Consider the following 17,429-nt stretch of genomic DNA (forward strand, 5'->3'; position numbering starts at 1 on the left):
GTTCAGGTCCGTACCGCGCAAGACTTCTCCGTTTCGAACACGCAAGGTACGGAGATTTGACGGCCGCGCCCAGGACGATCTTGCTCAGCCCAGGAAGCTCAGTCGAATCTGACGGTTGACATTGTCTTTATTGGTGTCCACGAGGCACACCGACTGCCACGTCCCGAGTTCCAGCTGTCCGTTCAGCACCGGCAGCGTCGCATGCGGCGGGACGATGGCCGGAAGGACGTGGTCGCGGCCGTGGCCGGGACTGCCGTGGCGGTGCTGCCAGCGGTCGTCGGCGGGGAGCAGGGTGTGCAGGGCGGTCAGGAGGTCGTCGTCGCTGCCGGCGCCCGTCTCGATGATCGCGATACCGGCCGTGGCGTGCGGCACGAAGACGTTCAGCAGGCCGTCGCGGCCCTGGGCCACCTCCCGCAGGAAGGCCTCGCATTCGCGGGTGACATCCACGACCCGCTCCGAGGAGCCGGAGGCGACGTTCAGAACTCGAGTGGTGAAAGCGTCTGACATGTCCTCCATCCTCGCCCATCTATCGGAGTTCACGCGCGGTGACACGTGCCGGGCGGCAGAGTGGGGGCCGAGCCCTGATACATGAGGTCCACTTCGCGAGACGCCGTTGACCGTCACGGCGCCATCTGGCTAATTTCAGCGGCATGTTGCGTTCAGCCCTGCTCACCACGCGCGGTCACATCGACCTGCTGCGGGTGGCCTCCGCCGCGTGTCGCCGCGGCTGCTGACGCCCGTTCCTCGCTTCCCCAGCCTTCCTCGCGTCCCCCGCGTTCCTCGCGCCTGCGCATCCGCCTGCCCGTACACCTGATGCCCTGATCGGCATCCGGCGCGGCGGGAACGCGGCACGGCGCGGCTCGTCATCTGCCGCTCTCCTCCCGTGGAGCATTCATGAGCATCAGCCATGCCCCGCCACCCGACTCCCTTGAGTCCGACATTTCGGATATCGCCGATCCATCCAGCACCGCTTCGGGCTCCTCACCCGATCTCGTCCCGCTCGTCCCCACCTCCTCCCGCCGCACCCGTGTGCCGCGCTGGCTGCGTCGCACCACCGGACCGCTGCTACTGCTCGCCCTCTGGCAACTCCTCAGCAGCAGCGGTGTGCTGACCGCGGACGTGCTCGCCTCACCCGGCCGTATCGCGCAGGTCGGGACTGATCTGATCGCCGACGGCTCACTGCCGTCCGCCATGGGCACCTCACTGACGCGCGTCGCGCTCGGGCTGCTCCTCGGCACGGTCGTCGGCACCGGACTCGCCCTGCTGTCCGGGCTCTTCCGCGTCGGTGAGGACCTCGTCGACGCGCCCGTGCAGATGCTGCGGACCGTGCCCTTCGTCGGGCTCATCCCGCTGTTCATCATCTGGTTCGGCATCGGCGAGGCGCCGAAGGTCGCCATCATCACGCTCGGCGTGACGTTCCCGCTCTACCTCAACGTGTACGCCGGAATCCGCGGTGTGGACGCCCAGTTGATCGAGGCCGGGGAGTCCCTCGGGCTGTCCAGGTGGGGGCTCGTACGGCACGTCGTGCTGCCCGGTGCGCTGCCGGGCGCCCTGACCGGCCTGCGCTACTCGCTCGGCATCGCCTGGCTCGCCCTCGTCTTCGCCGAGCAGGTCAACGCCGACTCCGGCATCGGGTTCCTCATGGTGCAGGCACGGGACTTCCTGCGGACCGACGTGATCGTGGTCTGCCTGGTCGTCTACGCCTTCCTCGGCCTGTTCGCCGACTTCACCGTCCGCTCCCTCGAAAGGCTGCTGCTGCAATGGCGACCGACGTTCACCGGCCGGTGAGCCCCAAGGCCACCGAGGCCGCACCGACCACCCAGGCCGTGCACGTCGAGGGGCTGACCCGCTCCTTCGACGGGCGCGCCGTCATCGACCGGCTCAAACTCGACGTCGGCCCGGGCGAGTTCGTCGCCCTCCTCGGCCGCAGCGGCTGCGGCAAGTCCACCCTGCTGCGCATCCTCGCCGGCCTCGACCTCGACATCGAGGGCACCGTCCTGGTCCCGCGCCGCAAGGCCGTCGCCTTCCAGGCCCCACGGCTGATGCCCTGGAAGAAGGTGTGGCGCAACGTCCTGCTCGGCCTGCCGGGCCGGCCTGGATGTGCCGTCGCCGAGCAAGCGCTGAAGGAGGTCGGCCTGGACCACCGTACGGACGCATGGCCCAAGACCCTCTCCGGGGGCGAGGCCCAACGGGCGTCCCTCGCACGGGCGTTGGTCCGCGAGCCGGATCTGTTGCTGCTCGACGAGCCGTTCGGTGCGCTCGACGCGCTCACCCGGATCAAGGCTCAACGCCTGGTCGGTGAGTTGTGGCAGCGGCGCGGCTGCGCGGTCCTGCTCGTCACGCACGACGTGGAGGAGGCCGTGCTCCTCGCCGACCGCGTCCTCGTGATGGACGACGGGGTGATCGCGCACGAACAGCGCATCGACCTCGACCGGCCCCGCGACATCACCGACCCCCGGTTCGCGGAACTGCGCGCCGGGCTCCTGGAGCGACTCGGCGTCGACAGCGCCGCCGAAGCCGCCTGAACCATCCCCCGCCCCGCCCCAGAACGGAACCATCATGCGACGACGTCTCGTCCCCGCCGCGCTTCTCCTCCCCCTCGCGCTACTACTCACGGCCTGCGGCGGGAACTCGTCCGCCGGCGTGGGGACCGACACCGACGGCCAGGGCTCCCTCACCCTCAACGTCGGTGACCAGAAGGGTGGTTCGGAGGCGATCCTGCGGGCCGCCGGAGAGCTCGACAACCTCGACTACAAGATCAAGTGGTCCACCTTCAGCTCCGGCCCGCCGCTTCTGGAGGCCGTCAACGCGGGGGCCGTCGACATAGGAGGTGTCGGGAACACGCCGCCGGTCTTCGCGGCGGGCGCGGGCTCGAAGATCAAGGTGGTGGCCGCCTGGCACGGCACGTCCAAGGGCGACACCATCCTCGTCCCGAACGATTCCGAGCTGTCCGGCACCCCGCAGCTCAAGGGCAGGTCCATCGCCGTGGCCCAGGGTTCCTCCGCCCACTACCAACTGGTCGCCTCCCTCCAGAAGGCCGGGCTGAGCCTGAGCGACGTGAAGGTCAAGTACCTCCAGCCCGCCGACGCGCTGGCCGCGTTCACCTCCGGCAAGGTCGACGCGTGGGCGGTGTGGGACCCGTACACCTCGCAGGTGCTCAAGGCGAAACAGGGCCGTGTCCTGACCAGCGGCGACGGCATCACCAACGGGCTGACCTTCCAGGTCGCGGCTCCGAGCGCGTTGCAGGACAAGAAGAAGGCGGCCGCCGTCAAGGACTACCTCGAGCGGCTGCGGCGCGCCCAGCAGTGGGTGTACTCGCACGAGGACGACTGGGCGAAGGTCTGGGCCAAGGACACCGGGCTGCCCGAGGACGTGGCACTGGCCGCGGTGAAGCGGACGTACACCACAAGGATCGCTGTGGCCGTCGACAAGCCGCTCATCGCCTCCGAACAGGAGATCGTCGACACCTTCGCCGATCTGAAGCTCATCCCGAAGAAGGTCGACTTCGGTGGCTTCACCGACACCCGGTTCAACGGCGACCTCCCGCCGTCGACCGCCACGCCCCGTCCCTCGGATGGCTCGTGACATGACCGTACGTCTCCACTGGTCACGCACGGCTTCCACGGCACCCACTACCAGGTCGACGGCGGGCTGACCGCGCTGCCGCCGGAGCTGGTGCCCGTTCCAGTGCCGGTGCCAGCGCCAGCGCCGGTGCCAGCGCCGCAGCTCAGAAGGGGAAGATTCGCAGGCCGTGGCAGGGTTCCGGTGCACGCTCGCGGGCTGGCGCTGAGCCCTCGGGGGCCGGCCTGCGAGGCCTGCCGGGCGTCGGGAAGATCCACGGACTCGATGCGGTTAGTAGAAACGTGAATGATGTCGAGGCGGTCAACTTCGTCGACGTGGTCGTCATAGGCGCTGGTCAGGCCGGACTGTCCAGCGCCTATCACCTGCGGCGCACCGGGTTCGAGCCGGATCGCGACTTCGCCGTGCTCGACCACTCCCCCGGTCCGGGCGGTGCCTGGCAGTTCCGGTGGGCGTCGTTGACGTACGGCAAGGTTCACGGAATGCACGCGCTGCCCGGCATGGAGCTGACGGACGCCGACCCCGAGCGGCCGTCGTCCGAGGTCATCGCCGAGTACTTCGACCGCTACGAGCGGACCTTCGACCTGCGCGTCCGACGGCCCGTCGACGTGCGTGCGGTACGTGAGGGTCCGGACGGGCGGCTGCTCGTCGAGACCTCGGCGGGGACCTGGGCGACGCGGGCGCTGATCAACGCGACCGGCACCTGGGACCGGCCGTTCTGGCCGCACTACCCCGGCCAGGAGACGTTCCGGGGACTGCAGTTGCACACCGCCCACTACCCCGGTCCGCAGGCGTTCGCCGGGAAAAACGTCGTTGTGGTCGGCGGCGGCGCTTCCGGAACCCAGCACCTGCTGGAGATCGCCCGGTACGCGGCCGCCACGACGTGGGTCACGCGGCGCCCGCCGGTGTTCCGCGAGGGTCCCTTCACCGAGGAGTTCGGCCGGGCGGCCGTCGCACTCGTCGAGGAGCGGGTACGGCAGGGGCTGCCGCCGAAGAGCGTCGTCTCGGTCACGGGGCTGCCGCTCAACGACGCCATCCGGCAGGGGCTCGCGGACGGAACCCTGGACCGGCAGCCCATGTTCGACCGGATCACACCGGACGGCGTGGAGTGGAGCGACGGGCGCCGCGTAGAGGCCGACGTCATCCTGTGGGCCACCGGTTTCCGGGCCGCCATCGACCATCTGGCGCCGCTGCGCCTGCGCGAGCCGGGCGGCGGCATCCGCGTGGAGGGCACACGCGCGGTCGCCGATCCCCGCATCCACCTGGTCGGCTACGGCCCGTCCGCCAGCACGATCGGCGCCAACCGAGCCGGCCGGGCGGCCGTACGGGACATCAGGCGGTTGCTGGCACAGGAGCCGGTGGCGGCGTGACGGGCCTGTGCGGGACGGGGCTGTGCGGGACGGCGTGAGCGGGACTGCATGAGCGGAACGGCATGAGCGGGCCGGCGTGAGCGGGCCGACCGTATCGGGGTCCGCCGCATGAGGTCCGTCGGGGAACCCTCCGGCAAGCTGCCCCGGCCAGAGGTGCCGACCGGTGCTCGCCGGGCGAGCCATCCGCCCGTGATGAAGCGGCGGGCCGGCCCGCCTCTTGCCCTCCCGTAGGGGCAACCTTCCAGCACGCATGCCCCAACCCGGGACACGGGCTGGAGCGGGGCGAGCAAAGCAGTCGCGGTGACGGCGGAGGGGCTCCGGTGCACCGCGCGACGCCCTGTCAGGGCGAACCTCCGAGGGGCGTGCTCACGCCCGAGGAGCCGAACGGAGCCGGGTCACCACAAGACACCCCCGTCGACTCACTTCGTCGGCTTCGGACTCGCCGTCTTCTGCTGCTGGGCGTTGAACTCCGCAACGTTGCGCTGGTGTTCCGAGTAGTCGGCCGTGAAGCGGGTGTCGCCGGGTTTGACGGTGACGAAGTAGAGCCAGTCGCCCGCGGCAGGATTGATCGCGGCGCGCATCGCCTCCTCGCCCGGGTTGGCGATCGGCGTGGGCGGCAGGCCCATGCGCTGGTACGAGTTGTAAGGGCTCTCGATCCGTGTGTCGGCCTCGGTGGTCCTGATCGTGGAGCGGTTCAGCGCGTAGTTGATGGTGGAGTCCATCTGCAGCGGCATCCCGCGTTCGAGCCGGTTGTAGACGACCCGGGCCACCTTGCCCATGTCGGGCCTGGTGTTGGCCTCGGCCTGGATGATGCTCGCGATGGTGACCGTCTGATAGACGTTCATCGAGTTGCGCTGCGCACCGGCGGCGATCGGGGCGCCGCCGAACTTCTTGTTGGCGGTATCGACCATGGCCGACAGCAGGGAGTCCGGCGTCGCCTTCTTCCCGTCACGCTCAAGCGGATACGTCGCCGGGAAGAGGTAGCCCTCGGGGTTGCCATCGGCGTCGTTCGGCAGTTTGAGGTCGAGTTTCGCGAGGGATTTCTTCGTGGTTCCGGCCGGCAGGGTGAGCGCCTTGTCGACGGCGGCATAGACCTGGCTCGCGCGCCAGCCCTCCGGGATCACGAGCGTGGTGGGCTTCGCCTTCTCCTCGTCCACGCTCAGCAGCGGCACCGCCACGGCGGTGCCGGCCACGACGGCGCCGGCGGCGATGAGGGCGATACGGCCCCGGCGCGTCAGTCGAATCGTGCTCCGTGACGGAGTGTTCATGTGCATGCGGGCACGGTAACCCGCACATGGTCACAAACCCGGCATAACGTCACCCAGTCGGCTCCAGTTGGGCGTCTCGGCGGACCAGCCCCGCATACCGCCCGTCCCGCTGCAACAGCTCCTCGTGAGTGCCGCTTTCGGCCACCCGCCCCGCATCGAGCACCACGATCTGGTCAGCGCCCCGAATGGTCGACAGGCGGTGCGCGATGGTCACCGTGGTGCGGTTGGCCGACAGGGCGTCGATGGCCTCCTGGACGGCATGTTCGGTGCGGGTGTCCAGGGCGCTGGTCGCCTCGTCGAGGATGAGGACCGGCGGGTCGCGCAGGATGGTGCGGGCGATGGCCAGGCGCTGTTTCTCGCCGCCGGAGAAGCGGTGGCCGCGCTCGCCGACGACCGTGTCGTAGCCGTCGGGCAGGTCCGCGATGTGGTCGTGGATCTGGGCCGCCTTCGCCGCCGCGTGCAGTTCCTCGTCGGTGGCGTCCGGCTTGGCGAAGCGCAGGTTGTCGGCGACCGACGCGTGGAAGAGGTAGGTCTCCTGCGACACGACGCCGACCGCCCGGGCGAGGGTATCGAAGTCGAGGTCGCGCACATCGACGCCGTCGAGGGTGACGCGGCCGCCGGTCACGTCGTACAACCGCGGCACGAGGTGGCCGAACGTCGACTTCCCGGCACCGGTCGGGCCCACGACCGCGAGGCTGCCGCCGGCCGGGACGGCGAGGTCGATGCCGTCCAGGATCGGGCCGCTCTTGCCGTCGTACCGGAACTCGACGTTCTCGAAGCGGATCTCGCCCTTGATGCTCTCGAGACGAGCGGGATTCTCCCGCTCGGTGATGTCGATGGGCAGGTCGAGGTACTCGAAGATGCGCTGGAAGAGCGCGAGCGAGGTCTGGATCTGGACGCCGGTGGACAACAGGCTGACCGCCGGGCGGAACAGACCCTGCTGGAGGGAGACGAAGGCGACGATCGTACCGATCGAGGCCTGCGGGCCGCCGAGTTGAAGGGCCATCCCCGCCGTCCAGTAGATGAAGGCGGGCATGGCGGCCATGACGATGGTGATGACGGCCATGCGCCACCGGCCGGCCATGTTCGACCTCACCTCGAGGTCGACCAGGCGCTCGGACTCGTCCGCGAAGGCGTCGGTCAGCGAGTCGGAGCGACCCATCGTGCGGCCGAGCAGGATGCCGCTGACCGAGAGCGATTCGGTGACCGTGGCGGCCATCGCGGCCATCTGCTTCTGGCGCTGAGTGGTGATCTTCTTGCGTTCGTTGCCGACGCGGCGGCTGATCCAGACGAAAGCCGGCAGCAGGAGCAGCGAGACGACGGTCAGGCGCCAGTCGAGGGCGATCATCGCGACGATCGTGGCGACCACGCTGGTCAGGTTGGAGACCAGGGAGGTGGCGGTGGAGGTGACCGTGGCCTGCATGCCGCCGATGTCGTTGGCGATGCGGGACTGGACCTCGCCGGTGCGGGTGCGGGTGAAGAAGGCGAGGGACATGCGCTGCAGGCGGCCGTAGACCGAGGTGCGCAGGTCGTGCATGACGCGCTGGCCGACCGTCGTGGAGATCAGGGTCTGCAGCACGCCGAAGACGCTGGTCAGGACCGCGCTGAGGATCATGCCGAGCGCGAGCAGACTGAGCAGGCCGGTGCGGCCCTGGGGGATGGCGACGTCGAGGATCGCCTTGAGGAGGAACGGCGTGGCGACGCCGACCAGCGACGACGCGCCGACCAGGAGGCCTACGACGGCCAGGCGGCCGCGGTAGGGACGGAAGAGCTTCAGGATGCGGCGCACCTGCCGGGGCTGTTCCTGCTGCTCGGGCTGCTCGGGCTGCTCGGGCTGCTCGGGCTGCTCGGCGAGTGGTGTGCGGGTGGGTTCGTTCTCGGGGTGCATGGGCTCCTACGGAGGTGTGGTGATGCGGACTGACGGAGCTTAGCTCATTGTTACCTATGCTCACAATGAATGTAGTCCTGATATTGTTCCCGCATGACCACCCCCGATCCCGACGGCCCGCTCGCCGAGCAGCTGCTGCGCTTCACCCGCCGGGTACACCGGATCCAGAAACGCCACCTGCACGAGTGCGGCCTGGGTGTCACCCCGGCCCAGTCCCGACTGCTGCGCACGCTCGCGCACTACGACTCGCCACCCCGGATGGCCGACCTTGCGGAACGCCTGGAGGTGGTCCCGCGCGCGGTGACGACGCTGGTCGACGGGCTGGAGGCGAGCGGGAAGGTACGGCGGGTGCCTGATCCTACGAACCGGCGGGTGATCCGGATCGAGCTCACCGATGACGGGCGGGGGGCCCTGCGGGAACTGCACGGCGCGCGCCGATCGGCCGCGCAGGAGATCCTGGCGCCGCTGACGGACGAACAGCGTGAGGTGCTGGGCGAGTTGCTGGACACTCTGATCGACGGGGCGGCCGATCGGCGGTGTTGAGCGGCGTTGCTTGCGGTCTGGTTGAGCGGTCTTACCGACCGGTGTTGGCGACCGGTCTTGCCGGGTGGTCTTGGCGACCGGTCTTGCCGGGTGGTCTTGCTGAGCAGCCTGGTGAGCGGAGTTGCGGCAGCCTGGTGAGCGGTCTTGCCGAGCAGCCCGGTGAACGGAATTGCCGAGCAGCCTGGTGAGCGGAGTTGCTGGGCAGCCTGGTGGGCGGCCCTTGCCGAGGGGCACGCGAAACGGTCGCGGCCACCGCTCCGCACTGCTGGAGTGGTGGCCGCGACCGTGGCTGGGTGGGTGGGCTCAGCCGGCCTCGGCGGCCATCTCCTTGGTGCCCTGGGCCGGCACGGCGACAGGGGCGGCCGGTCCCGGAGCCTCGGCACCCGGCGTTCCGGTCCCCGGCGACCCGGCCCCCGGCGTCCTCGGCTTCCTCGGCTCCGTGAGCTGCGCCTTCTCCTCCCCGTCGTCGTCCAACTCGACCACGATCTCGCCGTCCAGCACCTTCTTCGCCCGCTCCTTGTCGAGAGCCCCCTCCCAGCGGGAGACCGCGAAGACGGCGACGCAGTTGCCGAGCAGGTTGGTGACCACGCGCATCGAGTCCATGATGCGGTCCACGCCGAGGAGCAGAGCGACGGCTCCGGCCGGGATGGCACCCAGCGAGGAGGCGGTCGCGGACAGGGCGAGGAAGGCCGAGCCGGGGATGCCCGCCATGCCCTTGCTGGTCAGCATCAGCACCAGAACCACGGTGATCTGCTGACTGAGGCTGAGGTCCACACCCACGGCCTGGGCGATGAACAGCGTGCCGATGGACAGGTAGAGCGAGGCTCCGTCGAGGTTGAAGGAGTAGCCCGTCGGCAGCACCAGGCCCACCGCGTCGTCGCGGGCGCCCGCCTTGCGCAGCTTCTGCATGACACGCGGCAGGACGGACTCGGTGGAGGCGGTGCCGAGCGCGAGCAGCATCTCCTCACGGATGTAGCGCAGGAACTTCCAGAGGCTGAGCCCGGTGACGACCTTCAGGGCGAGGGCGAGCAGCGCGATGAAGAGCGCCGCGGCGGCGTAGCACAGGACGATCAGCTTGCCGTACGTCTCGATGACGCCCAGCCCGTAGTTGCCGATGAGGACGGCCATCGCGCCGAACACCGCGATCGGGGCCAGTCGCATGACGAAGCCGACGACCGCGAAGATGATCTCCTGGGCCTGCTCGATCGCCGGCAGCACCTGCGGCACCTTGGTGTGGCCCAGATGCAGCAGGGCCGCACCCACCAGGCAGGCCAGGACGAGCACTTGGAGCAGGGAGTTCTCCGCGAAGGCCCCGACGAACGAGGTCGGGATCGCCTCCAGCGCGAACTCGGTCGTCGTCGGGAGGTGCCCGCCGCCCGTTTTCGCGTCGACCGCCGAGGCGTCGAGCGTGGACGGATCGACGTTCATCCCGGAACCTGGCTGGACGACGTTGGCGGCGAGCAGGCCGATGACCAGCGCGAGCGTGCTCGCGACCTCGAACCAGATCAGCGCCTTCAGCCCGATCCGGCCGAACGCCTTCAGATCACCGGCCTTGGCGATGCCGACGACGACCACGCAGAACACCAGCGGCGAGATGATCGTCTTGATGAGCCGGATGAAACCGTCGCCGAGCGGCTGGAGGTCCGCGGCGAATCCGGGCCACAGCTTCCCGACGACGATTCCGAGCACGAGCGCGCAGGCGACCTGCGCGAAGAGAGAGGTACGCAGTGTGCGTGCGACGCGTCGCGGCAGGGGCGATTCGGACGGCGGCACGGGAACTCCTTGGGGACGGTGGCACACAGAAGCCGGGGCGGGACTTCTGCCATACGGAAAGCGCATTCCGTGGCGATCACTTTGCGGGTGATGTTGGTCCCGCACAAGAGCACCGTGTTGCATCCGCGTAAATCACGCCCCGAGTGGCGCATCGCACACAACTCCCGTCAGCAGCCTCCACCGACCCGCCTCAAACACCTCCTGACGACCGTCCTCAACACCCCCTGACGACCGGGCCTCAACAGCCCCTGACGACCGGGCCTCAACAGCCCCTGACGACCGGGCCTCAACAGCCCCTGGCGACCGGCCTCAACAGTCCCTGCGATCCTCGGTGAGCACCCCTTGGACGCTGGTGACGGAGCGGTCGTAACAGCCGTCCGAGCCGTCCGAGCCGCGTGAGCCGCCCGAGCCGCCCGAGCCGCCCGAGCCGCCTGAGCCGCCTGAGCCGCCCGATCCGTACAGCCGATAGCGCTCGCTCGTCGTGCCGACCGCGTGGCGCTGATCGCGCGGCACGTTCAACGTCCATGCGGCGTCGCCCTCGACGGTGTCGTCGAGCCACGCCCATGCGGTCCGCCGCCCGCCTTCGGTCGTCACGACCGCGGCCCGGTCACCGAGGGTCAGCACGGTACGCAGCCGGTCGTCCGCGCCGATCGTGATCGAGCCGTCCATGGTGTACGTCCGCTGTGTACGCGTCGTCCGGGCGGGTCCGCGTCCGTCGACGGTCAACGACTGGTCGTCCGTCCAGGTGGCGTCGAGGGCATCCGCGTTCTCGCCGTCGGTCCAGCGGTGCGCGGAGCTGTTCGCGAGCGACCGGCGCACGGTGGTCGTCACCCGGCCGTGCGAGGTGTCGACGTATCCGGCGACGGTCAGTCGGTGACCACCCTCGGTGTCCACCCGGTGCTCCGAACCAGGCGTGTAGGTCGAGGAGTTGGCGAGGTCGCCGACTTTGTGCGCGGTGAGCCTGCCGGTGACGTGTGTGCGCTTCGCGTCCTGCCGGACAAGGACGTTCACGGGTGCGCTCCAGCCGCTCTGTCCCTCCGGAACTCCGACGACGGAGACCTCGACGCGGTGCGACCGCCCGTCGTTGAGGAGACCCGCGAACGGCGTCAGGTCGTACTCGATCGGCTTGACGTCGAAGGCTCGCGGTCCCGGAGTGACGTACCAGAGGAAGGGGTTGGACCAGCCTCCTGTCCAGACGTGCGGGAACGGCGCGGCGATTCCGGCGAGTTGCCCGTCGACCTTGATCTGCACCTCCCGGTAGGGACCACCGGTTGCCTTGCAGGAGTACGGCGCCGGCTCGGGCGCCGACAGGTACCAGAACTCCTCGCAGCCGCCGCCGGAGCCGGTGGCGTACACCTCGGCGACGATGCGTTCACTGTTGCGCGGGGTGGTGAGCGTGCCGTCCCGGAGGATGAGGACGCGATCGGGGGTGCCGGCGACGGGGCGCCCGGCGTAGAACGTCAACGTGACCTTGACGTCGATGACGCCGGTGTATGTGTCGTCGACGACGTTCCCGATGAGCATCTCGACGTCCTGGCTGCGGCGGAAGGTGTCGCTGTAGCGCGTGACGTCCTTCTCCACGGACCACTCGATCCCGTCCGGTGACGGCTCGGGGGTCGACGTACGGAAGACCTCGACCCCGCCGACCTGCAGATGGCCGAGCCGGTCGAACTGGCGTCCCTTGACCTTGCCGTCCATCCGCAGCACGACCTTGCTCCAGCTGTCGCCGCAGCCTTCGGGCGGTGTGTAGGTGCCCTTGTACGGGGTGAAGTCGCGGAACTGTGCCTCGGCGACGGTGACTTGGCAGGACTTGCCGGAGGGTTTGGTGACGGGCGGGGCGGCGGTGAGGGGGTCGTGCCAGTCGGTGCCGAACTCGGCGGGGACGTCGGTGGGGGCGTCGGTGCCGGCACCGACGGGTTGGGCCACGGGGACGGATTGGGCCGAGAGGGCGGGTCGGGCCGCGAGGGCGGGTTGGGCCGTGAGGGCGGGGCTCGCTCCGAGGAGGGTGCTCGCCAGGAGGGTCGCTCCCACGAGCATGGACATGGCGATCCGTCTCTTCATGGCCGGTGTTCTACGGCGACTCGGGCAACCTCCGCAATGACGCCTACCGCGTCAGTGCGGGCGCTTCAGGTCTGCCCTGTCCCCCATCACCACCACGGGATGCCGATCGGGGTCGATCGTGCGCAGCAGGTACTCCATCGCCGATCCGGACAGACTGACGCAGGCCGACGTGCCGCTGCCGTGGTCCATGTGCAGCCAGATGCTGCCGCCCTTGCTCTGACCCTCGGGGCGGGTGGGGTCGTTGGGCGGGGTCCCTTTGACACGGTTGTAGTCGATGGCGATGACATAGTCGAAGTCGTGCCAGTACGACTTCGCCCACCAGCGCGGCGCGGCGAAGGCAGCTGACTGCGTGTACGGCAACTTGGACCCGGGGTTTCTCAGAATTCCGCCCGCGTCGCTGAGCGTGAACACCCCCACGGGGCTACGGTCGTCGCCCTCATGGTGGTCGGTGGTCCAGCCCTTCTTGCCGTTGTGCGCGGGCCAGCTGCGGATGCGGTCCCAGGCGGAGCCGCGCTTGGTGTAGAGCGCGACCGTGGAGTCCGGGGAGTTCTTGCCATCGCCGTAGACCGCCACCACCTGACGCGACTCGGCCGGAATGCGGCGCTGCCATCGGTCGCCGACGCCGGGGATACGCGTCGGGTCCACTGTGGTGGCCGGTCGGGTGGGCGCAGCCTTGCCGCCGCCTGAACCGGCGCCGTGCTGCGGGCCGCCGCAGGCGGTCAGGGTTGTCAGGGCCGTCAAGGCCGTCAGGGCCGTAAGGAGGGAGCCGAGGGCTGCCGCCGCGACCCTGGCTCGCCGTGGTCCGCCATTCCGCATCGGTCCATGGTCGCACCGGGGTCGGGGCGGGGGCGGGAGCCACAACGGTTTCCCGGGCCGGGCCGGCAAGCGGGAGCCGCAACGCTCCTCGTAGGCCGGACCGGCAAGCGGGAGCCGCAACGCTTCTCGGGGTGGGAGCAGCAGCCGAATCTGTGCGGCGGCCGGGAAAACCGCTTGCGTCCGGCCACGCTACGACGCGAATCTGTCACGGTTTGCTGCTCCGCGGCGCCGATCCGCCGAGCGCTGCCCGCTCCACGCATCGGCACCCGAACCGCACCCCATCCCCATCCCATCCCTGATCCCCCACTGACACGAGCCACTGGGACGTCATGCAGATTCAAGACCTTCCGTATCCCGATCCAGGTGTGCCGGACGCACGCTCGGGTCCCCGATTCCTGTGGTGGCTCTTCCGGAACCAGCTGGGCGGACAGCTGAAGGCCCTGGCCTGGGGGCTGCTGCACTTCCTGTCCGTCTCCGCGCTGCCGTTCTGCGTCGGCGTCGCCGTACAGGCCGTCATCGACCGCTCCGGCACCCAACTCGCCCTCGCAGGCGGTCTGTTGGCCCTGTGCTGCGTCGGGAACGCGCTCGGCGACACCTTCCTGCACCGCACCGCCGTCACCAACTGGATCACCGCAGCCGCCCGCGTCCAGCAGGTCCTGGCCCGCAAGGCGTCCCAGCTGGGCTCGGCGTTGACCCGGCGCGTCGCGGCCGGTGAGGTCGTGGCCGTCTCCACCGGTGACGTCGAGAAGATCGGCTGGTTCGTCGAGGCCTGGTCACGGTTCACGGCAGCGGCGGTCACCCTCGTGGTGGTCTGCGTCGGCCTGGTCGTCTACCAGCCCGCGCTCGGTGTGGTGATCGCCGTGGGGCTGCCCCTGCTGGCGGTCGCCGTGCTGCCGCTGCTGCCCCGGGCGACCCGGCGGGCCGACCTCCAGCGCGAGAAGGCGGGCCGCGCGACCGAGCTGGCCTCCGACACCGTCGCGGGTCTGCGTGTCCTGCGCGGCATCGGAGGCGAGGAACTCTTCCTCGACCGCTACCGCCGCGCCTCGCAGGAGGTACGCCATGCGGCCGTGCGCAGCGCCCGGATGTGGTCCCTGATCTCGGCGATCCAGGTGCTGCTGCCAGGGCTGTTGCTGATCGCGGTGGTCTGGTACGGCGTCCACCTGGCCCGCCAGGGGAGGGTCACAGTCGGCGAACTGGTCACCGTCTACAGCTCGGTCATGATCCTCACCTATCCGCTCCGCCACTTCGAAGAGATCGCGATGGCCTACTCCTTCTCCCGGCCGTCGGCCCGGCGGGCCGCGCGTGTGCTGTCGCTGGAGCGGGTCACCGACACCGACGGGTCCCGCGAGGGGTCCGAGATGCCCTCCGGGGATCTGTACGACCCGGCCACCGGGCTGCTCGCCCCCGCCGGCCAACTCACCGCCGTGGTGTGCGGCGACCCGGACGCGGCGGGCCGGCTGGCCGAGCGGCTGGGCGGACACCCCTCGGAGGAGGGCGCCTCGGTACTCCTGGGCGGTGTACCGCTCGACGAGTTGCCGCTCGACAACGCCCGTACGGCCGTCCTCGTGCAGGACAAGGACCCCGTGCTGCTCTCCGGGACACTGCGCGAGCTGTTCGACGTACCCAGGTCGGGGGACGTCGGCCCCGAGGAGGCGCTCGCGGCAGCGCAGTGCGAGGACGTCCTCGCGGCACTGGTCCAGGGATCGCTCGACACCGAGGACCCGATGGAGGCCCGCATCACCGAGCGCGGCCGGTCCCTGTCCGGCGGCCAGCGCCAGCGCATCGCGCTCGCCCGGTCGCTGATCACGGACCCGGAGGTGCTCGTCCTGGACGAGCCGACCTCGGCCGTCGACTCGCACACCGAGGCCCGGATCGCGGAGGGCGTGCGGAACCTGCGGGCGGGGCGCACGACCGTGGTGTTCACCTCGTCGCCGCTGCTCCTGGACCGCGCCGACCGGGTCGTACTCGTCCACGAGGGCGAGGTCGCGGCGGTCGGCATGCACCGCGAACTGGTCCACGCCGAGCCGCAGTACCGAGCCGTCGTGACCCGGGAGACCGACGATGAGGCGGCCGGCGACGAGGCACTGCCCGAAAAGGCCGCCCGCCAGAGCGGACTGCGCGAAGGGTCCGCCCTCAACGACGTCCTGAAGGAACTGGAAGAGATCGAGGAGTCGGCATGATCGGCGTTGCGCCACCGGCGTACGACCCGGCGGCCCCGACGACGGCGAACACACTGCCGGTCGGCGCCCCCGCGACCGTACGCGCCTATGTCGTCGAGTTGTTCAGTCGGCACCGCCGTGCCTTCGTGCTCCTCGTCGTCGTCAACACGGTCGCCGTGGTGGCCTCGATGGCGGGGCCGTGGCTGCTGGGCGGGCTGGTGGAGCGGGTGTCGGACGACCCCGGTACCGGCACTCGTGAGCTGCATCTGGAGCTCACCATCGGCCTGTTCGCGGTCGCGCTGCTCATCCAGGCCGTGTTCGTCCGGCAGGTGCGGCTGCGCGGCGCGATGCTCGGCGAGCGGATGCTGGCCGACCTGCGCGAGGACTTCCTCGTACGTTCGGTCGGCCTGCCGCCAGGTGTCCTGGAGCGGGCCGGGACCGGTGACCTGCTGTCCCGGATCACGACGGACATCGACCGGCTGGCCAACGCGATGCGTGAGGCCGTGCCTCAACTGGCGATCGGTGTCGTGTGGGCCGTCCTGCTGCTGGGCGGGCTCGTCGTCACCGCGCCACCGCTCGCCGCCGCCGTGCTGCTCGCGGTGCCGCTGCTGGTGATCGGCTGCCGTTGGTACTTCAGGCGGGCGCCCGCCGCCTACCGCTCGGAGGCCGCCGGATACGCCTCCGTGGCCGCCGCGCTCGCCGAGACCGTGGACGCCGGGCACACCGTCGAGGCCCACCGCCTCGGCGGACGCCGGGTCGAGCTGTCGGAACTGCGGATCAAGCAGTGGACGGCGTGGGAGCGCTACACGCTCTGGCTGCGGTCCGTGCTCTTCCCGGTCATCAACGTCACTCATGTGACCGTGCTCGCCTCCGTTCTGATCATCGGCGGGGTGTTCGTCCTGCAGGGCTGGATCGGGGTCGGCCAACTGACGACGGGTGCGCTGATCGCCCAGATGCTGGTCGACCCGGTCGGGCTGATCCTGCGCTGGTACGACGAGCTGCAAGTGGCCCAGGTGTCGCTGGCCCGGCTGGTCGGGGTCCGGGACATCGAGCCGGACGCCGGGGACGCCCTGCTGACCCCCGACGGCCGCGACGTGCACGCCGACCGGGTGCACTTCGGCTATCTGGAGGGCGTGGACGTGCTGCGCAAGGTCTCCCTCGAGGTCGCGCCCGGCACCAGGCTGGCGCTGGTCGGCCCCTCGGGTGCCGGCAAGTCGACCCTGGGCCGGCTGCTCGCGGGCATCTATGCGCCCCGGGACGGCCGGATCACCCTCGGCGGCGCCGAACTGTCCCGGATGACCGCCGAGCGGGTCCGCTCCCACGTGGCCCTGGTCAACCAGGAGCACCACGTGTTCGTGGGCTCCCTGCGCGACAACCTGCTGCTGGCCCGCACCGACGCGACCGACGCCGAGCTGTGGGCGGCGCTGGGCGCGGTCGACGCGGACGCGTGGGCCCGTGCCCTCGACGACGGCCTGGACACCGAGGTCGGCTCGGGCGGGTTCGCGCTCACTCCCGCCCAGGCCCAGCAGATCGCGCTGGCCCGTCTGGTACTGGCCGACCCGCACACGCTGGTCCTGGACGAGGCGACCTCGCTCCTCGACCCCCGCGCGGCCCGCCACCTGGAACGCTCCCTCGCCCGCGTCCTCGACGGCCGCACCGTCGTCGCCATCGCCCACCGCCTCCACACCGCCCACGACGCGGACGTCATCGCCGTCGTCGAAAACGGCCGAATCAGCGAGCTGGGCAGCCACGACGAGTTGGTCAGGGCGGACGGGGCGTATGCGGCGCTGTGGCGGTCGTGGCATGGGTGAGCAGGGGGCACGGGAGGAGGGGGAGCCGGGGAGGCCGGCCTGGCCGCGGGGCCCGGTGGGCCGGTCGGGCCCGGTGGGCCGGTCGGGCCCGGTGGGCCGGTCGGGCCCGGTGGGCCGGTCGGGCCCGGTGGGCCGGTCGGGCCCGGTGGGCCGGTCGGGCC

14 protein-coding genes are annotated in these 17,429 nt (G+C 70.4%); 8 read left to right on the forward strand and 6 right to left on the reverse strand.

Translation table 11 applies throughout. From position 1 onward, the window contains the following. Window positions 1-84: 84 nt before the first annotated feature. Window positions 85-507 (reverse strand): secondary thiamine-phosphate synthase enzyme YjbQ, encoded by a 423-nt coding sequence (locus tag ACFY5C_RS11760; RefSeq protein WP_389443331.1) that lies wholly within the window; start codon window positions 505-507, stop codon window positions 85-87. Window positions 508-650: 143 nt separating this feature from the next. Here ACFY5C_RS11760 and ACFY5C_RS11765 point away from each other — a divergent pair, with 143 nt between their 5' ends. The 5 genes from ACFY5C_RS11765 to ACFY5C_RS11785 all read left to right on the forward strand — a co-directional run bounded on the left by ACFY5C_RS11765 (window position 651) and on the right by ACFY5C_RS11785 (window position 4,949). After that, window positions 651-734, forward strand: a complete 84-nt coding sequence (locus ACFY5C_RS11765; RefSeq protein ID WP_349817350.1) for a putative leader peptide — start codon at window positions 651-653, stop codon at window positions 732-734. Window positions 735-894: 160 nt separating this feature from the next. After that, complete coding sequence (locus ACFY5C_RS11770) at window positions 895-1,788, forward strand: ABC transporter permease (protein WP_389443333.1); 894 nt, start codon at window positions 895-897, stop codon at window positions 1,786-1,788. Continuing rightward, window positions 1,761-2,525, forward strand: a complete 765-nt coding sequence (locus tag ACFY5C_RS11775; RefSeq protein ID WP_389443335.1) for an ABC transporter ATP-binding protein — start codon at window positions 1,761-1,763, stop codon at window positions 2,523-2,525. Before ACFY5C_RS11770 ends, ACFY5C_RS11775 begins: the two co-directional genes overlap by 28 nt. A gap of 34 nt (window positions 2,526-2,559) precedes the next feature. Then, the gene (locus ACFY5C_RS11780; protein WP_389443337.1) at window positions 2,560-3,585 is read left to right on the forward strand and encodes an ABC transporter substrate-binding protein; all 1,026 of its coding nucleotides are present in this window, start codon (window positions 2,560-2,562) and stop codon (window positions 3,583-3,585) included. A gap of 278 nt (window positions 3,586-3,863) precedes the next feature. Continuing rightward, window positions 3,864-4,949, forward strand: coding sequence for an NAD(P)-binding domain-containing protein (locus ACFY5C_RS11785; RefSeq protein WP_389443339.1), 1,086 nt, complete (start codon window positions 3,864-3,866; stop codon window positions 4,947-4,949). A 419-nt stretch (window positions 4,950-5,368) separates the two neighbouring features. On the opposite strand, the gene mltG is transcribed toward ACFY5C_RS11785, so the two are convergent. Then, the gene (gene mltG, locus ACFY5C_RS11790; RefSeq protein ID WP_389443341.1) at window positions 5,369-6,223 is read right to left on the reverse strand and encodes an endolytic transglycosylase MltG; all 855 of its coding nucleotides are present in this window, start codon (window positions 6,221-6,223) and stop codon (window positions 5,369-5,371) included. A gap of 43 nt (window positions 6,224-6,266) precedes the next feature. Next, window positions 6,267-8,105 carry an ABC transporter ATP-binding protein gene (locus tag ACFY5C_RS11795; protein ID WP_389443343.1) on the reverse strand — a complete coding sequence of 613 codons (1,839 nt, stop codon included), beginning with the start codon at window positions 8,103-8,105 and terminating at the stop codon, window positions 6,267-6,269. A 93-nt stretch (window positions 8,106-8,198) separates the two neighbouring features. On the opposite strand from ACFY5C_RS11795, the gene ACFY5C_RS11800 reads away from it, so the two are divergent. Beyond that, window positions 8,199-8,648, forward strand: a complete 450-nt coding sequence (locus tag ACFY5C_RS11800; protein ID WP_389443345.1) for a MarR family winged helix-turn-helix transcriptional regulator — start codon at window positions 8,199-8,201, stop codon at window positions 8,646-8,648. A gap of 303 nt (window positions 8,649-8,951) precedes the next feature. Here the strand turns inward: ACFY5C_RS11800 and ACFY5C_RS11805 are convergent, their stop codons facing one another. From ACFY5C_RS11805 to ACFY5C_RS11815, 3 genes are all read right to left on the reverse strand, one after another. Beyond that, a complete protein-coding gene (locus ACFY5C_RS11805) occupies window positions 8,952-10,421 on the reverse strand; it encodes a cation:dicarboxylate symporter family transporter (RefSeq protein ID WP_389443347.1) in 1,470 nt (489 codons plus the stop codon). 309 nt (window positions 10,422-10,730) lie between these two features. After that, window positions 10,731-12,482, reverse strand: a complete 1,752-nt coding sequence (locus tag ACFY5C_RS11810; RefSeq protein ID WP_389443349.1) for a peptide-N4-asparagine amidase — start codon at window positions 12,480-12,482, stop codon at window positions 10,731-10,733. A 51-nt stretch (window positions 12,483-12,533) separates the two neighbouring features. Further along, window positions 12,534-13,298 (reverse strand): hypothetical protein, encoded by a 765-nt coding sequence (locus ACFY5C_RS11815; RefSeq protein ID WP_389443351.1) that lies wholly within the window; start codon window positions 13,296-13,298, stop codon window positions 12,534-12,536. Between the two features lie 329 nt (window positions 13,299-13,627). Here ACFY5C_RS11815 and ACFY5C_RS11820 point away from each other — a divergent pair, with 329 nt between their 5' ends. Both ACFY5C_RS11820 and ACFY5C_RS11825 read left to right on the forward strand, forming a co-directional pair. Further along, window positions 13,628-15,478, forward strand: coding sequence for an ABC transporter transmembrane domain-containing protein (locus tag ACFY5C_RS11820; protein WP_389443353.1), 1,851 nt, complete (start codon window positions 13,628-13,630; stop codon window positions 15,476-15,478). Further along, entirely contained in the window at window positions 15,475-17,268 is a 1,794-nt protein-coding gene (locus tag ACFY5C_RS11825; RefSeq protein ID WP_389443355.1) for an ABC transporter ATP-binding protein, read from the forward strand. Before ACFY5C_RS11820 ends, ACFY5C_RS11825 begins: the two co-directional genes overlap by 4 nt. The last annotated feature ends 161 nt before the right edge of the window (window positions 17,269-17,429 follow it).

It is taken from the genome of Streptomyces sp. NPDC012935 (assembly GCF_042900345.1).
Classification (GTDB): Bacteria; Actinomycetota; Actinomycetes; order Streptomycetales; family Streptomycetaceae; genus Streptomyces.

What these genes read in the sequence shown, in the direction of transcription:
- ACFY5C_RS11780 (WP_389443337.1), top strand. Translation starts at nt 2,560, where the DNA reads ATGCGACGACGTCTCGTCCCCGCCGCGCTTCTCCTCCCCCTCGCGCTA.
- ACFY5C_RS11760 (WP_389443331.1), bottom strand. Translation starts at nt 507, where the DNA reads ATGTCAGACGCTTTCACCACTCGAGTTCTGAACGTCGCCTCCGGCTCC.
- ACFY5C_RS11820 (WP_389443353.1), top strand. Translation starts at nt 13,628, where the DNA reads ATGCAGATTCAAGACCTTCCGTATCCCGATCCAGGTGTGCCGGACGCA.
- ACFY5C_RS11810 (WP_389443349.1), bottom strand. Translation starts at nt 12,482, where the DNA reads ATGAAGAGACGGATCGCCATGTCCATGCTCGTGGGAGCGACCCTCCTG.
- ACFY5C_RS11825 (WP_389443355.1), top strand. Translation starts at nt 15,475, where the DNA reads ATGATCGGCGTTGCGCCACCGGCGTACGACCCGGCGGCCCCGACGACG.
- ACFY5C_RS11795 (WP_389443343.1), bottom strand. Translation starts at nt 8,105, where the DNA reads ATGCACCCCGAGAACGAACCCACCCGCACACCACTCGCCGAGCAGCCC.
- ACFY5C_RS11815 (WP_389443351.1), bottom strand. Translation starts at nt 13,298, where the DNA reads ATGCGGAATGGCGGACCACGGCGAGCCAGGGTCGCGGCGGCAGCCCTC.
- ACFY5C_RS11770 (WP_389443333.1), top strand. Translation starts at nt 895, where the DNA reads ATGAGCATCAGCCATGCCCCGCCACCCGACTCCCTTGAGTCCGACATT.
- ACFY5C_RS11800 (WP_389443345.1), top strand. Translation starts at nt 8,199, where the DNA reads ATGACCACCCCCGATCCCGACGGCCCGCTCGCCGAGCAGCTGCTGCGC.
- ACFY5C_RS11765 (WP_349817350.1), top strand. Translation starts at nt 651, where the DNA reads ATGTTGCGTTCAGCCCTGCTCACCACGCGCGGTCACATCGACCTGCTG.
- ACFY5C_RS11775 (WP_389443335.1), top strand. Translation starts at nt 1,761, where the DNA reads ATGGCGACCGACGTTCACCGGCCGGTGAGCCCCAAGGCCACCGAGGCC.
- mltG (WP_389443341.1), bottom strand. Translation starts at nt 6,223, where the DNA reads ATGCACATGAACACTCCGTCACGGAGCACGATTCGACTGACGCGCCGG.